We start from the raw sequence: 14,596 nt of genomic DNA, 5'->3' as shown, positions 1-14,596 counted from the left end.
TTATATCCAAAAAATCAAATCATTCAGTTACTAACTGCTAAACCACGATCTCCACCGCTTTCGTTCTTTCGCGCGACGCATTGCGGATCGCCACCTGCTGTGCCAATGCCTCGGCCGCATTCATAAACGCCTCGTTCACGATCGGATTGGTGTCCATTACAGCCGGGCGGCCATCGTCGCCCGCCTCGCGAATGCCTTGTACCAGAGGAATCTGACCGATCAAAGGCACCTCAAATTTGTCGGCCAGCGACTGTCCGCCTCCTTTACCAAAAATGTGGTATTTGTGATCCGGCAACTCTTCCGGCGTAAACCAGGCCATGTTTTCAATCACACCCAGCACGGGCACATTGATTTGCGGCTGTTTAAACATCGACAAACCTTTCACTGCATCGGCGAGTGCCACTTTCTGAGGCGTGGTAACCACTACGGCACCGGTTACGGGCACGGTTTGGACCAATGTCAGGTGAATGTCGCTGGTGCCGGGAGGCAGGTCGATAAGCAGGTAATCCAGCTCACCCCAATCGGTATCACCGAAAAACTGGCGCAACGCCTGGCTCGCCATCGGGCCGCGCCACACTACGGCGCTATCCGGCGGCGTGAGAAAGCCGATCGACATCATTTTGACGCCGTACTGGCGGATCGGATTAATATAGTTTTTACCGTCTTTCGGTGTAATGGTCGGCTGCATATTCTCCGCACCAAACATCACCGGGATCGACGGACCTGAAATATCTGCATCGATGATGCCCACTTTTGCACCCGAGCGGTGCAATGCCATCGCAAGGTTGGCTGTCACGGTCGACTTCCCTACCCCACCTTTGCCGGACGAGATCGCGATCACGTTTTTCACGCCGGGGATCAGCGGGCCGGTGTGGCGGGTGGTGGTAACATTGGCTGTGAGCTTGATGATCACCTCCACATCCGGGCTCAGATGCTCGTGGATCGCATTCTCACAATTCTTTTTGATCAGTTCTTTGAGGGGGCATGCGGGGGTTGTAAGTACTACGGTAAACCGTACCTGGTTTACACCGATTTCTATATCCTGGATCATACCGAGCGTCACCAGATCTTTTTTTAGATCGGGCTCTTCCACAGTACTCAATGCCTGCAATACTTTTTCCTTATTAATTGTAAATTCTCCCATTATGATGGTTAGTACTTTGACTCAATACTATGCAACACGAAATGCGGCCAATGAGTTTGTCACATTCCCGGAAATTCTCCGATGCGCCGCTCCACTTCCTCCATTTCCGCCGAAACGTCCAGGTTTCGGGAAAACGCATTCAGCTTGCTCCAAAGCGATTTGAGCATTTTCAAATGCCCCTGCGTGAGCCCGTGCTGCGGCCGGTGCGCGAGCGTATTGCGGATAGACGACCATTCGCTCATGAATTTCAATGAGCCGGCATCGATGTAGTTTTGCGCAAATGCATTGAAAACATAGTCCTCGGCAATGCTGCTGGGGTGGATCATATCTTCCTTATAAAAGCGATAGTCGCGCAGCTCGTCGATCATGATCTCGTACGACGGGAAGTATTCTACATGCTTATATTTTTCCGAAAGCCGGTGCGTCACGAGCCGTAATGTCGACTTACTCACCTGATTCAGCGGAAGCGTGTCGCGCGTGTGGCGCACGGGGCTTACCGTGAGCAAAATGCGCAGTTTCCGGTTAAAAGGAATCAGTTTTTGAATGAGCTGCTCGAATGCGATCGTGATCTGATCGGGGTGCAGGAGCTCTTTGATAAACCGGTCGCCCGGCACCTTGTGGCAATTCCCGACGATCAGGTTCGTCTTGCGATGGCGGTAGGCGTAGGCCGTTCCCAATGTAACTACCAGCAAATCGGCCTCACCCAGAAACTCGCGGATCTCATCGAGCTTATCCGAAAGGTGCGCATCGAGCGCGCCCTGTCCATGGGCCCATTGCGACGAATGGAAATCGTGGTGCATCCAAATGTGATCCGGATTTTGCAGGAACAATGCGGGATTGGGCCTTTTCTCCTCCACCGCGCTGTCGAGAATTTTGCAGATCGTAAGCGGGTTAAACACCGTACCCAACGAATTATTCAGCACATCAAACTTGAAATCAGCCAGTTGCCCGCCCAGCACCTCGGCGAAGCACGAGCCGATGGTCAGTATTTTCGTCTGATGATCAACCTTCCACTCGGGCGCATCCAGGGCAACTTCCGTACTCAACTTAATATCCTTCATTACATAAAAACGACAATCGGGCCACAAAATTAAGCATGAAAACCACAGGATTTCACTAAATGCTGGGGTTTAGGAATTTATAATTTGGGATTTAGGGAAATTTTATATGTTTGATAGAAATTTCATACACACTATAAGTACCCGATACGTATGCAGGAAAAGTCATATCCGTACACATCAAACAATGCCCGTTTCCGCTACGAGTTTACAAGTGTCATTGACAATAAAATCGTCCGGAAAGTCGTCAGGATCACCCAAACCAGCATCTCCAACGTCTACAACCTGGCTCTTTTTGACATCCTTGCTGACGGAACATTGTCTGATATCTCCGAATCGAGGAATAAAGATCTGAGAACGGTCTTGGCAACGGTGTTTCGGATTGTAATGGATTTCTACACTCAGAAACCTGGCGCATTTTTGTTGTTCAGAGGCAGTGATGCCCGACGCCATCGCCTATACAGCATAGTTATTGCAAGAGAATTTAACCAACTATCCGAACGTTTTGTAATATATGGGCTAAAAAACGATGTGTTGTGCCCATTTACGCCAAACAGCCATTTTGATTTTTACGTAATCGAACAAAAGCTATGAAGGGAACGCCAAAAGTACTTGACAAGGCCAGTGCCAGCGAAGATAAGCTTGTGCAAAAGAAGCTGGATGAGGCTAATGCTGCACTGAAAAGAATGGATGTGTCCGTTTTCAAAAGGAAAACCATATCGAATCAACACAATGAGAGATAATAGTCCTTCGCTCATTCCGGGCTTGGTTATATGCGGATTGGTTATCCTTAGTGCCGCGGTAAGCTGTGCACAACTGGCAGAAAAGCCCAAACCAGCCACATCACAATACACCTTCGCTCCCACTCCATCCTGGCAGGACGAATTCGACTACTCCGGCAAACCCGATGCCGCCAAGTGGAGCTACGACCTCGGTGACCATGGCTGGGGGAATAATGAGCTGGAAAACTATACCAGCAACATCGAGAATGCCAAAGTGGAGAATGGCAATCTGGTGATTACGGCTATTAAGGAGCCGTCGGGCAAGCAGCAGTACAACTCGGCTAGATTGGTATCGAAAGGTAAAGGAGATTTTACCTATGGGAAATTCGAGATCCGCGCGAAGTTGCCGAAGGGCCGGGGTACCTGGCCGGCGATCTGGATGCTGGCGAGCGGAAATGAATATGGCAACAAAGGCTGGCCGGATAATGGCGAGATCGACATTATGGAGCACGTCGGGTTCGACCAGGACCGGCTGCATGGCAATATCCACACCAAGGCCTTTAATCATGCGATCAAGTCCAACAAAGGCAACAATATCGTCGTGAAGGGACTTTCGGAAGATTTCCATGTGTACACCTGCGAGTGGACGCCCGAAGCGATCACCATTCTCGTCGACGGCAATGCCTATTTTACCTTCAAAAAAGAAGCTTCCTACCAATGGGCGGAATGGCCGTTCGACAAGCCGTTTCATTTAATTTTAAATATCGCCGTCGGTGGTAACTGGGGTGGGCAAAAGGGCGTGGACGACAGCATTTTCCCGCAAAAAATGAAAGTCGATTACGTGCGCGTGTACCCGCTCGTGACGAAGTAGCGGCTTTGAAAATCCAGTGCACGGAAGTATCTTGCACCATGGATCATTTCGTTGTTTCGGCCAGGAAGTATCGTCCCGTCACCTTTGATTCGGTGGTGGGTCAATCACACATCACTACTACATTAAAGAATGCCATTCGCACCAATCACCTTGCGCAAGCTTTCCTTTTCTGCGGTCCCCGCGGTGTAGGAAAAACGACCTGCGCACGGATTTTGGCCAAAACCATCAACTGCCAGAACCTCGGCGACGATGTGGAGGCCTGCGGCGAATGCGAGTCTTGTGTGAGCTTCCAGAACAATGCTTCCTTTAATATCCACGAGCTCGATGCGGCTTCCAACAACTCGGTGGAGGATATCCGCAACCTGATCGACCAGGTACGTTACCCGCCCCAGACCGGCAAGTACAAGATCTACATCATCGACGAGGTGCACATGCTCTCGCAGGCCGCTTTCAATGCATTCCTGAAAACATTGGAAGAGCCGCCTTCGTACGCCATTTTCATCCTCGCAACGACCGAAAAGCATAAGATCCTGCCGACCATCCTGTCGCGATGCCAGATTTTCGACTTTAACAGGATTCAGTCGAAGGACATCGCTCATCACCTGCTGGATATCGCCAAAAAAGAGGGCATCAATGCCGAGCACGAAGCGCTGGAACTGATCGGACAAAAGGCGGACGGCGGATTGCGCGACGCACTTTCGATGTTTGACCTGAATGTGACGTTTTCTACCAACAATCATCTCACCTACGCGGCGGTGCTGGAAAACCTCCACATTCTGGATTACGACTATTATTTCAAAATCACCGACGCCCTTACCGCGGGCAGTATCGCCCGGTCACTGGTGCTGTTCGATGAGATACTCCGAAAGGGATTCGACGGGCATTTGTTTGTCGTAGGCCTGCTCGAACATTTCCGGAACCTGCTCGTTTGCAAAGACCCGGCGACGGTGACCTTGTTACAGGTGTCGGAGTCCGCTGAAAGGAAATACCTGGAACAATCGCTGATGGCCGATATGAGTTTCCTGCTATCGGCGCTGAGCATTACCGGGCAATGCGATATCAACTACAAATCGGCGAAAAATCAGCGGCTGCATGTGGAGCTCTGCCTCATGAAACTCGCCAATTTACCCCAGGTTCTTCAACTACATTCGCTTGCTGCCGTTGATGAAACGGCAAAAAAAAAAGTTGAGCCACAGCAATCCCTGAACAACGGACCGGCACCCGCACCGCAACCTTCCGCGGTAGTGAACGGGCAGCCCTCCAACGGAAGCGCCTACGCGCAGGCGCCTGCGCCCCAGCCGGCAATGCCACAGCATCCGTCTCCGCAACAGGCAATGCATCAGCAAACCGCTCCGCAGCAGGTAATGCCGCAACAAACGGCTCCGCAACAGGTAACGCCTCAGCAGCCGGCATCGTCGCGCCTGAAAAATACCATTTCACTCACACCTTCGCTCACCCCACCAACGCAGCAAGCCGCCAAGGAACCTGCCGCGCAGCCCAGGGTCGAATATGCAGCGGTACCAAACGGCACGAAGAAGGAAGAACTTACACTGCCGAATTTGCAGCGGTTGTGGTATGAATTCTCCCAAAAACGCCAGCAGGCCGGAAATTCGACTACCGAGCAAATTACACTCAATCGGGAGTTCCAGCTGAACGGCACCACCATCGAGATCGCGCTCGACAATGACCATCAGCAAGATGCCGTGATGAATATGCGGTATGATTTGCTCGGTTTTCTGAAATCACGGCTGGATGCCCCGAAATTGGACATTAACCCTCGTGTAGCGCCCCAGGAAGTGAACAGGCTGCCATACACGCCTGCGGAAAAGTTTAACTATATGGCAGAAAAAAATCCTTATCTGCTGGAATTGAAGCAGGCATTAGGCCTGGATGTGGATTTTTAGGAAACGGAAGTCCGCCCTTTTTTGAAGATTTCGTGTAACCGGAGCACCTGGGGAATGAGCTCGGAATCGTTGTCGTTTTGCACGATAAAATCGGAAATTCCTCTTCGCGATTCATCGGAGATCTGCCGCTCGATAATTGCCCTGATCTCCTGCTCCGAACGCTTGTCGCGCTGCAATATGCGCTGGATGCGCAGTTCCACCGGAGCGTCCACCATCACCACATAGTCCACCGAATTGGCCTGCCCCGCCTTGCCCATAATGGCCGCCTCTTTCGCTACATAAGGCAACCCCGCATTGGCCATGAGCCATTCTTTCGTATCGCGGAGTACCACCGGGTGAATGATGGTATTCAATTGTTTCAAAAGGGGCTCGTTGCCGAAAACGCGTGACGCTACAAAACGCGTGTCGTAGCGGCCCTCGTCGTCGTAAGCATCCGGCCCCAGCAGATGGGTCACCTTTTCGCGGATTTCCGGATCATAATTGGTGAGCCATTTGGCCCGGCTATCGGCGTAGTAAACCGGAATATCCAGACATTCGAACAGTCTGCAAACCATGCTTTTGCCGGAACCGATGCCACCCGTTATACCTATCAGAAGTGGAAGTTCCATGGGGTTGTCTGGTAAAAAAGACCAAATATGCTATTCCTGCGGCGCAGCATTCAGGAATTGCGCCACTTCGAAACTGATGTAAACGTCACGGTGGCTCACCTCCACAAGCGGCGATACCGGCAGCGGAATCGGCAGGCTTTCGTCGTAGTTGTTCTGTATTTTCGGAGTAGGAACGCGCACGCGGATCGTGTCGGGATACGACTTGATCTCCGAAACGGGCCCGTCCACCGAAATCAATGAAGGCGACACATTGATGAAGCTCGAAATCACATAGCCATCACGCATGTCAATGCCGGCACTATCGACGCGGATCGGGATGATTTTCCGGATTTTCGGCTCGAATTTGAGCTCAAAAGTATCCGCAACGACATAGTTCACATGCAGCGTCGGGAACATTTCCGTGATCTGGTCGGTGAGCGTGGTGGAATTAATGAAACTCGTCACGCTCGGGTTCTGCACGCGGTACACCACCGGATTGGCATTGAAATTCAGCCACGATTTTTGAAGCAATGTCCAGCCATCTCCCGACACATTCACCGAAATCCGTTTAGGAAGCGGCTGCATCGGCACATAGGCCGCATTATCATATTCGATCGACAGCGGATAGCTCAGTTTGAGCGCGTAGTTGTCCTTATTGAGGACGTTCATTAACCAAAAAAAGGATGCTGCAAGCAAGCATCCTATAAATGTCTTGATCCTGTTCTGATTGGGTGGGACTTGGCTCACAACAATTTTGAAAATGCATGCACAAGCTTGTCCGCATGCTGTTCACGATTAGTTTACCCGGCGATAGTGCGTGAAATAGCCGATTTCTCGACCGTCAGCTTTACACCTTTATCCAACTCAAGGGTAACCGTAGCTTCTTCCACCGTGTAGATCCGCGCGTGGATACCACCGATCGTCACCACCTGATCGCCCTTTTTCAGGTTATTGAGCAGCTCTTTCTGTTCCTTCTGCTTTTTTTGCTGCGGACGGATCATGAAAAAGTAAAATACGCCGATGATACCGACCCACATAACGACCTGGTAAATCATACCTTGTGAGCCACCGGCTGCTGCTTGTGCTAAAATAGAAAAATTCATTGTAGTAGATGGGGTTGTATAAATGTTACTTCCTGGCCGTTGCCGAATCCGCCAATGCGGGCTGCGGCGCCGCGTTGATAATGCCTTTCAGCCTCAGCTCCGTGTAAGCGGGCTCGGTGTTGGCATACACCGTGATCGTTTTGACCTGCGGGCCGGCCTTGTGTTTACTGTCAAAACGAACCTTGATGCTTGAAGACTGTTTCGGACCGATGGGCTCTTTCGGCCATTCGGGCGTGGTGCATCCGCACGACGAGCTGATGTTGTTAAGGATCAGCGGATATTCACCGTCGTTACGGAATTTGAACTCGTGCTCCACGATGGCACCTTCCTGGATCGTTCCGAAGTCGTATTCGGCGCTATCGATCAAAGCAAAAACAGGCAATTTCGAATTTGCCTGTTTTTCTTCGCCGTTCTTTTCAGTTTTTGAGCAACCGGAAAAGGCCACCGCCAATCCCAGACACGCGAAAAGGGCTATTTTTTTCATAGGGAACATCAGCTGGCCTGACCCTTGATCTGCGCCATGAGGCGGTCCACGTCTTCCAGCAGTTTTTCGGCTTTCTCGCGGGCATCATTCACCACACGCTCGCCTTCCGTTCTGGAAAAGTTATCGGGCTGGTCTTTCTTGTCGACCAGGTCCTGGATTACTTCTTGCAGTTTCTCACGGTATTTGGACAGTCGGTATGTCAACTGGGTACGAAGCACCTCGCCTTTGTCGGGAGCGTAAAGGATACCCAGTGCCGCGCCGGTTGCACAGCCTGTCAGGAATGCGATTAGTGTATTACTGGTTTTACTCATGATTTCTGGTCGTTTTCTAGCTGCTGAACGGGGCTCAGCTCATTTTTTTATAATGGTCTCCAAAAATTGTTCCATTATACCCGGCCCCAATTTCGGCAGCTTTTACTTATTATCAATCAATCCGCGCCCGCTTTTTCTGATCACGCCTTCCTTGGCAAGTTTTACGGAAAGCACGTCGAGGACGCCGTTCACAAACTTACCACTTTTTGGTGTACTGTACCTTTTTGCGATCTCGATAAACTCATTGATGGTGACTTTCACGGGGATACCCGGGAAATGGATCAGCTCGGCGAGGGCTGTTTTGAGGATAATCAGGTCCACCAGCGCAATCCTTTCGAGCTCCCAGTTTTTCAATTGGTCTTCGAGATAAACATCGTACTGATCGCTCTCCCTGATCACGATTTTGCAAAGTTCTTCCACAAATGCCCGGTCTTCTTCCCAATCTTTGGTGAGTGGTGCGAGCTGGAAAGTATGCGCGTCGTCGGCAGTCCGCAGCGTTTTGATCGCCAAGCTGCGGATCAGTTCGGCGTGATCGGCCCAGTACAGGTCGCGCTGTTCGAGGTAATCGAGGGAAATTTCGTGTTTGAGGATGATTTGTCGCAACACGTGCTGGATCATCTCCTGGTCTTCTTCCGGCGTGTGGGCCGCCGATTTGCAATATGTTTCGTAGGTTTCGTCCTTCCGCAATGCCTCCCGGTAAATTTTCCGGATCAGGTTCATTTCGTCGGACCAGTTGATGCCGCTGCGGATGATTTCCTCTTCCAGCGCTTTATCTCCCTGCAAAACCTTGATCACCCGGTTGGTATCCAGCCCCGAATCTTTCGGGAATGGCGCCTCGGGGTCTTCGTACCTCCGCTCGCGGTCGATTTTTGCCTGGTGAGCCAGTTCGATCAGCATCGACAGGATCCGGATGAAATCGACGTAAATCGTCTCAGTTTCATTCAAAACCCTTCTAACGAGTTTTTCTCCATCCGTATTAGTCTGCCGGCTGTATGCTTCAAAAGCGCTCCGGGCCACATTCAGCACGCGGGCGGGAAGTTCTTCGTCATCATTCGGCTTACCGTTTTTAATGAGCTCGTCGAGCGTCATGTTGGCAAGGCGTTTCATTCCCGAGAGCTTCTTTTTGTCCTGAAATTCCATCGAATTCAGGTCGGGGGCAAAAGCTTCCTCGATTTGATCAAGTGCCAGCAGGCGGTTTGCATCGGCGGTGAGCTGCCGCGCATAGAGAGCCTGAACGGCCTTGGTTCTTAGTAATCTTCTATTCAGCATAAGCCGGAATACTATTTGGATATAAGGTACAGTAAATCAAAGAACGTGTCTGCATGTTCTGCAAGGCCATTCGGTGCTGTACCCCGCATTGTTTGTTTTGAAATCGACCGCAAAATTAGACTATTTTGTTCACAATCGGAAAATTGGGACGCGTCGTTTTAAATTTGCAACGTTTTGGTAAAAGTGGATGTTGGCTAGAAAGCGTCCTGGACGGCTGATCAAAATCTGAACCGGTGAAAGCATTAAAATCTCTCAACAAATATTTGTGGAAATATAAGTGGTACCTCATCCTGGGTATCATCTTTACGATCATCTCCAACCTTTTCGGCATCATCCCCGCCCAGCTCGTGCGTTACGCGCTCGACCTGGTGATCGAAACACTCGATATTTATTACCTCTACAATGGCGTATCGCTGCAAAGTGATATGTATGACATTTTTGCGTTCAGCATTCTGCTTTATGGCTTCCTCATACTGCTCATGGCGCTGCTCAAAGGGATATTCCTGTTCCTCGTCAGGCAAACAATCATCGTCATGTCGCGCCACATCGAGTTTGAGCTCAAAAACGACATTTATGCACATTATCAGACGCTCCCGGCCGCATTCTTCCGCCGCCACAGCACCGGCGACCTCATGGCCCGCATTTCCGAAGACGTGAGCAACGTCCGCATTTACGTCGGTCCGGCATTGATGTACGGCATTAACCTCATCGTCCTTTTCTTCCTCGTGATCTCCTACATGGTCTCGGTAAGCCCGAAACTGACATTTTACGTGCTACTGCCGCTGCCCGTGCTGTCTGTGAGCGTGTATGTAGTGAACAGCATGATCATGAAGCGCTCGCAGGAAATACAGAAGCAGCTGTCGGCATTATCGACTTACGTGCAGGAGGCATTTTCGGGCATACGGGTGATCAAATCCTTTGTTCAGGAGAACCGCTCCAATGCCAATTTTCAAAAGGAAGCGGAAGTTTTTAAAACCAAATCACTGGGTCTAACCAAGGTGGACGCTTTCTTTTATCCGATGATCGTCCTTTTGATAGGTCTGAGCAACATTTTGGTCATTTATGTCGGCGGACAGGAAATTATCAATGGCCGCCTCACGCCGGGGAACATTACCGAGTTTATATTGTATGTAAATATGCTTACCTGGCCGGTAATGGCTTTGGGCTGGACCACGAGCCAGATTCAGCGCGCCGCATCGTCGCAGCTGCGGATCAATGAGTTTTTGAATGAAAATACGACACTCGTTTCCGAAAAGAACGTCAGCAGGCCTTTGGATGGTAAGGTAACCTTCCGCCACGTAGGCTTCGTTTACCCCGATTCGGGCATTAAGGCGTTGCACGACTTCGACCTCACCGTGCAAGCCGGCGAAAGCGTCGCCATCCTCGGCACCACCGGCTCGGGAAAAAGTACCCTGGCGCACCTGCTTTGCCGCCTGTACGATCCTACCGAAGGCCAGATACTGATCGACGACGTCCCGATGAAGGATTACGAAGTTCGCGGTTACCGCCGCCAGATCGGCTATGTGCCGCAGGACGTATTCCTATTCTCGGACAGCATCGAGAACAACGTCCGGTTCGGCACCGAGGATATGCCTTTCGAGCGGATTGAACAGGCCGTGAAAGACGCCGACCTTTATAATAACATTAAGGATTTCCCCCAGGGGTACGAAACCATGCTCGGCGAGCGTGGTATCACCCTTTCGGGCGGACAAAAACAGCGGCTCTCCATCGCCCGCGCCATCGCCCGCGACCCGAAAATCCTGGTGCTGGACGACTGCCTCTCGGCCGTGGACACCAATACCGAAAACATCATTCTCAACAACATGAAGCGGATCATGGACCAGCGTACGTCCGTGATCATCTCCCACCGCGTGTCCTCGGCCAAGCTAGCCGATAAAATCGTCGTCCTCGACGAAGGCCGCATTGTAGAGCAAGGCACTCATACGGAGCTCATGGCGCTCAATGGCGCTTATAAGGAGCTGTATGAAAAGCAGTTGATTTCGGAAGAGGTGTAAAATACAACCAGTGCTCGGATTTCCGCGGGTGTTTTATAATTTTGGCTAACAACCATAAATTATACCACTATGCACTACACCGTCACATTAGACATCACCAGCGAAAAGGCGCTCGAGCTTTTGCGCAATCTTGAAAATCTTCACCTCATTCGTCTGCACGAAAACACGCTCAAACCTAAGGATACAAGCGCCATACGTTTCCTGAAAGGCAAAATGACCAAACAGCCAATTGAAGAGGTTGAACGTCAACTCAGGGAACTGCGCGGCAAATGAACCAGGCTTATCTCTGGGATACCAGCATTGCTATTTATTATCTCCAACAACACCTTCCTCCTTATGTGGAGAAGGTAACGGATGAGATTGCCCAAAACAGCCGAATTTGTTTCTCTGTAATTACTGAAATAGAACTATTCAGTTGGAAAACGGCGGCCCCCCTTCGACTTGGATCTGGTTAGCCTGTTTGTCGATATCGCTTTTTTATTCGATCTCAAAAAGGATATCAGGCAGAAGGCCGCCGAATTGCGGCGACAAAATGATCTGGAACTACCCGATGCCATTGTCGCAGCAACGGCATTAATTCACGATTTGATCTTGATTACAAACAATACATCAGATTTCGCACGGATCAAAAACCTTCACATACTCAATCCGTTCGATCCACAATAAAACAGCCTAGAAAGCAGGCTGGCATCAACCTTACTTAACCAGCCGCTTCACCTCCTGCCGCAGCTCGCGCATTTCCTGGTGCAGGCTTTGGAGGCTTATCTCGGTGCGGTCTTCTTCCAGGTCGAATGACAGTTTGCTGTTGACCTGCCATATTTCGCGGATCTCGTTGCGGTCGACGCGGATCGGTGCGTAGTCGGGATTCAGGGAAATCAGATTGACAAAAGCCGAATCCTTTTCCTTGCGAAGCTTTTTAACCAGCACACTGTCCACGGTCACGATCACGTACATGTGCTTGTCACTCAGCGTGTCCCAATCATCCACCGCGCGGGCCCAGATCCATTCGCCGGACTGTAATGCGGGCGTCATACTGTCGCCGTCCACCTGGAAACCGCGGAATGTCGCATTGCGGTATTCGGGCAGCGGGATGGTGAAAGCCGGCAGGGCCTCAAACCACTGCGCATCGCCGATATTATTCGGATAACCCGCGGCTGCTTTTGCACTCACCAGCACGATATTATCCTTTCCGGCCTGGTCCACCGTCACCACTTTGGGATTTACATACATTTTGTCGGCATGCAGATATTTCTGCGGACTGTCGCCGAACAGCCAGAGCGGATTAATATGGTATTTACGCAAAAGCTCCTTCACAACCTGCCCGGGTATGCGCGTACGCCCGCGCTCGATATCGGCCGTCGTTGCGCTGATCCCGAGTTCGTCCGCAAAGGCGGCCTGGGTCAGGTTCAGCTCTTCGCGAATCTGTTTAAAACGCCTGAATTCTTCATCAATAGCCATAAGCATGTGTGATGGTAACTGGTTAACAATGCATTGATTCCCAAACCTACAAATTTTTTGGAATAATTCCTTTCAATAAATGGATATGATCCATATATTTGGAATAAATCCATTAATTTGAAAAAAATCCAAACACTTGTGGACCGTGCGATATTACATTTTGACCTGGATACCTTTTTTGTATCCGTAGAACGCAAGCAGGACAGCCGGCTGCAAAACAAGCCTATTCTGGTCGGTGGCACGGGTGACCGCGGGGTGGTCGCGGCTTGCAGCTATGAAACGAGGCAGTTTGGCGTGCATTCGGGAATGCCGATGAAAATGGCCCGGATGCTTTGCCCGGAGGCGACGGTCATCCGCGGGAACGGCGAAACGTATTCGAAGCATTCCAAGGAAGTGAGCGAGATCATCAGCCAGCACGTGCCGGTGTTCGAAAAAGCGAGTATCGACGAGTTTTATGCCGATCTGTCGGGAATGGACAAGTATTTCAATTGCTACGGCATGGCGTCCGATCTCCGGCAGCGTATTATCCGTGAAACCGGCCTGCCGATTTCGTTCGGGCTGGCGACCAACAAGCTGGTGTCCAAGGTCGCGACCGGCGAAGCGAAGCCTAATAATCAGCTGCGTGTAGAGCCAGGCGCCGAAAAAACGTTTCTCGCGCCGATGGAAGTGCAGAAAATCCCGATGGTAGGCGACAAAATGAACCAGACGCTCAACAACCTCGGCATCCGGTACGTGAAAACGATCCAGGAAATGCCGATGGAAATGATGGGGAAAGTGTTTGGAAAAAACGGCGTTGCCCTCTGGAACCGGGCCAATGGCCTCGACAACTCCCCTATCGTGCCGTTCCACGAGCGGAAATCCATTTCCAGTGAGCGGACGTTCGGCAAAGACACGGGCGATGTACGTAAAATGCGCGAAATGGTGCGCGCCATGGCCGAAACGCTGGCATTCCAGCTGCGGACCGGCGATAAGCTCACGTCCTGTGTGTCGGTCAAAATCCGGTATTCAGATTTCAATACATTTTCCAAACAGCTGAAAATAGCGTACACGTCGGCGGACCACGTGCTGATCCCGCATATCGAACGGCTTTTCGACCAGCTTTACAACCGGCGTATGATGGTGAGATTGGTCGGCGTAAGTTTCAGCGACCTTGTGACGGGAAATTACCAGATCAACCTGTTCGACGACACCGAGGAACGCCTGAACCTTTACCAGGCCATGGATTACATCAAAACCAAATACGCCTACAACAAAGACGGAGACCAGATCCTGACCTGGGCCAGCACGATGGGAATCTCAGACATCGGGAGCATGGGAAACCCGTTCAACGGCGAGCCGCCCATCATTCCGGCGCATAGGAATGCTTAGTCAGGCGGCGTCAGGCTTTAAAGTTTTTATTTCACTTAATTCCTCAGAAATTAAATGCTGTCCTTCTTCAATATCGTAATCGTCCTGCAAACCGAGCCAGAATTTGGGCGTGGTGCCGAAAAATTTACTGAAACGCAATGCGGTGTCGGCAGTGATCCTTCTCCGCCCTTTGACTATTTCACTGATGCGGGTCTGGGGAATGCCGGTTTCTTTGGCCAATCGGTAAGCCGAAATATCCATTGGTCCAAGGAACTCCTCCATGAGCACTTCACCGGGATGGATGTTATTTAGTGTTTCCATGA

At 50.9% G+C, this 14,596-nt stretch carries 17 protein-coding genes; 7 read left to right on the top strand and 10 right to left on the bottom strand.

From position 1 onward, the window contains the following. Positions 1-37: 37 nt before the first annotated feature. Together DFER_RS24585 and DFER_RS24580 are read right to left on the bottom strand one after the other, a co-directional pair. Entirely contained in the window at positions 38-1,144 is a 1,107-nt protein-coding gene (locus DFER_RS24585; protein WP_015814376.1) for an Mrp/NBP35 family ATP-binding protein, read from the bottom strand. Positions 1,145-1,203: 59 nt separating this feature from the next. Continuing rightward, the gene (locus DFER_RS24580; protein ID WP_015814375.1) at positions 1,204-2,205 is read right to left on the bottom strand and encodes a GSCFA domain-containing protein; all 1,002 of its coding nucleotides are present in this window, start codon (positions 2,203-2,205) and stop codon (positions 1,204-1,206) included. Between the two features lie 150 nt (positions 2,206-2,355). On the opposite strand from DFER_RS24580, the gene DFER_RS24575 reads away from it, so the two are divergent. From DFER_RS24575 to DFER_RS24565, 3 genes are all read left to right on the top strand, one after another. Then, the gene (locus tag DFER_RS24575; protein WP_015814374.1) at positions 2,356-2,796 is read left to right on the top strand and encodes a DUF6934 family protein; all 441 of its coding nucleotides are present in this window, start codon (positions 2,356-2,358) and stop codon (positions 2,794-2,796) included. 138 nt (positions 2,797-2,934) lie between these two features. Next, positions 2,935-3,795, top strand: a complete 861-nt coding sequence (locus DFER_RS24570; RefSeq protein ID WP_015814372.1) for a glycoside hydrolase family 16 protein — start codon at positions 2,935-2,937, stop codon at positions 3,793-3,795. 38 nt (positions 3,796-3,833) lie between these two features. Then, a complete protein-coding gene (locus DFER_RS24565) occupies positions 3,834-5,699 on the top strand; it encodes a DNA polymerase III subunit gamma/tau (RefSeq protein ID WP_015814371.1) in 1,866 nt (621 codons plus the stop codon). Here DFER_RS24565 and coaE read toward each other — a convergent pair. The 6 genes from coaE to nusB form a co-directional block, all read right to left on the bottom strand. Beyond that, positions 5,696-6,307 carry a dephospho-CoA kinase gene (coaE, locus tag DFER_RS24560; RefSeq protein WP_015814370.1) on the bottom strand — a complete coding sequence of 204 codons (612 nt, stop codon included), beginning with the start codon at positions 6,305-6,307 and terminating at the stop codon, positions 5,696-5,698. The genes DFER_RS24565 and coaE overlap by 4 nt on opposite strands. A gap of 30 nt (positions 6,308-6,337) precedes the next feature. Further along, positions 6,338-6,955, bottom strand: a complete 618-nt coding sequence (locus DFER_RS24555) for a YbbR-like domain-containing protein (protein ID WP_015814369.1) — start codon at positions 6,953-6,955, stop codon at positions 6,338-6,340. A 131-nt stretch (positions 6,956-7,086) separates the two neighbouring features. Beyond that, a complete protein-coding gene (yajC, locus tag DFER_RS24550) occupies positions 7,087-7,389 on the bottom strand; it encodes a preprotein translocase subunit YajC (RefSeq protein ID WP_041735480.1) in 303 nt (100 codons plus the stop codon). 25 nt (positions 7,390-7,414) lie between these two features. Beyond that, positions 7,415-7,873, bottom strand: coding sequence for a DUF1573 domain-containing protein (locus DFER_RS24545; protein WP_041735479.1), 459 nt, complete (start codon positions 7,871-7,873; stop codon positions 7,415-7,417). Between the two features lie 8 nt (positions 7,874-7,881). Further along, positions 7,882-8,184, bottom strand: a complete 303-nt coding sequence (locus DFER_RS24540; RefSeq protein ID WP_015814366.1) for a YtxH domain-containing protein — start codon at positions 8,182-8,184, stop codon at positions 7,882-7,884. A gap of 102 nt (positions 8,185-8,286) precedes the next feature. Further along, positions 8,287-9,453 (bottom strand): transcription antitermination factor NusB, encoded by a 1,167-nt coding sequence (nusB, locus tag DFER_RS24535; protein ID WP_015814365.1) that lies wholly within the window; start codon positions 9,451-9,453, stop codon positions 8,287-8,289. A gap of 233 nt (positions 9,454-9,686) precedes the next feature. Between nusB and DFER_RS24530 the strand changes: the two genes are divergently transcribed. From DFER_RS24530 to DFER_RS30970, 3 genes are all read left to right on the top strand, one after another. Further along, on the top strand, positions 9,687-11,468 hold the full coding sequence (locus DFER_RS24530) for an ABC transporter ATP-binding protein (protein WP_015814364.1): 1,782 nt from the start codon (positions 9,687-9,689) through the stop codon (positions 11,466-11,468). 69 nt (positions 11,469-11,537) lie between these two features. Continuing rightward, on the top strand, positions 11,538-11,741 hold the full coding sequence (locus DFER_RS24525) for a hypothetical protein (RefSeq protein ID WP_015814363.1): 204 nt from the start codon (positions 11,538-11,540) through the stop codon (positions 11,739-11,741). A gap of 168 nt (positions 11,742-11,909) precedes the next feature. Then, entirely contained in the window at positions 11,910-12,134 is a 225-nt protein-coding gene (locus tag DFER_RS30970) for a PIN domain-containing protein (RefSeq protein WP_050774719.1), read from the top strand. A gap of 30 nt (positions 12,135-12,164) precedes the next feature. Here DFER_RS30970 and DFER_RS24515 read toward each other — a convergent pair whose 3' ends face one another. Beyond that, positions 12,165-12,932, bottom strand: a complete 768-nt coding sequence (locus tag DFER_RS24515; RefSeq protein ID WP_015814362.1) for a LexA family transcriptional regulator — start codon at positions 12,930-12,932, stop codon at positions 12,165-12,167. 111 nt (positions 12,933-13,043) lie between these two features. Between DFER_RS24515 and dinB the strand changes: the two genes are divergently transcribed. Then, on the top strand, positions 13,044-14,294 hold the full coding sequence (dinB, locus tag DFER_RS24510; RefSeq protein ID WP_015814361.1) for a DNA polymerase IV: 1,251 nt from the start codon (positions 13,044-13,046) through the stop codon (positions 14,292-14,294). On the opposite strand, the gene DFER_RS24505 is transcribed toward dinB, so the two are convergent. Further along, a complete protein-coding gene (locus tag DFER_RS24505) occupies positions 14,295-14,594 on the bottom strand; it encodes a HigA family addiction module antitoxin (protein ID WP_015814360.1) in 300 nt (99 codons plus the stop codon). Positions 14,595-14,596: the final 2 nt, after the last annotated feature.

It is taken from the genome of Dyadobacter fermentans DSM 18053 (assembly GCF_000023125.1).
Lineage (GTDB): Bacteria > Bacteroidota > Bacteroidia > Cytophagales > Spirosomataceae > Dyadobacter > Dyadobacter fermentans.
The sequence above is the reverse complement of the archived record's forward strand: the minus strand, read 5'-3'. Positions and strand labels throughout refer to the sequence as shown.

Bases quoted from the DNA above. Each gene is read 5' to 3' on its own strand.
- DFER_RS24555 (WP_015814369.1), bottom strand. From the start codon at position 6,955: ATGAACGTCCTCAATAAGGACAACTACGCGCTCAAACTGAGCTATCCG.
- DFER_RS24580 (WP_015814375.1), bottom strand. From the start codon at position 2,205: ATGAAGGATATTAAGTTGAGTACGGAAGTTGCCCTGGATGCGCCCGAG.
- DFER_RS24570 (WP_015814372.1), top strand. From the start codon at position 2,935: ATGAGAGATAATAGTCCTTCGCTCATTCCGGGCTTGGTTATATGCGGA.
- DFER_RS24575 (WP_015814374.1), top strand. From the start codon at position 2,356: ATGCAGGAAAAGTCATATCCGTACACATCAAACAATGCCCGTTTCCGC.
- DFER_RS24515 (WP_015814362.1), bottom strand. From the start codon at position 12,932: ATGCTTATGGCTATTGATGAAGAATTCAGGCGTTTTAAACAGATTCGC.
- coaE (WP_015814370.1), bottom strand. From the start codon at position 6,307: ATGGAACTTCCACTTCTGATAGGTATAACGGGTGGCATCGGTTCCGGC.
- nusB (WP_015814365.1), bottom strand. From the start codon at position 9,453: ATGCTGAATAGAAGATTACTAAGAACCAAGGCCGTTCAGGCTCTCTAT.
- DFER_RS24540 (WP_015814366.1), bottom strand. From the start codon at position 8,184: ATGAGTAAAACCAGTAATACACTAATCGCATTCCTGACAGGCTGTGCA.
- DFER_RS24525 (WP_015814363.1), top strand. From the start codon at position 11,538: ATGCACTACACCGTCACATTAGACATCACCAGCGAAAAGGCGCTCGAG.
- yajC (WP_041735480.1), bottom strand. From the start codon at position 7,389: ATGAATTTTTCTATTTTAGCACAAGCAGCAGCCGGTGGCTCACAAGGT.
- DFER_RS24565 (WP_015814371.1), top strand. From the start codon at position 3,834: ATGGATCATTTCGTTGTTTCGGCCAGGAAGTATCGTCCCGTCACCTTT.
- DFER_RS24585 (WP_015814376.1), bottom strand. From the start codon at position 1,144: ATGGGAGAATTTACAATTAATAAGGAAAAAGTATTGCAGGCATTGAGT.
- DFER_RS24505 (WP_015814360.1), bottom strand. From the start codon at position 14,594: ATGGAAACACTAAATAACATCCATCCCGGTGAAGTGCTCATGGAGGAG.
- DFER_RS24545 (WP_041735479.1), bottom strand. From the start codon at position 7,873: ATGAAAAAAATAGCCCTTTTCGCGTGTCTGGGATTGGCGGTGGCCTTT.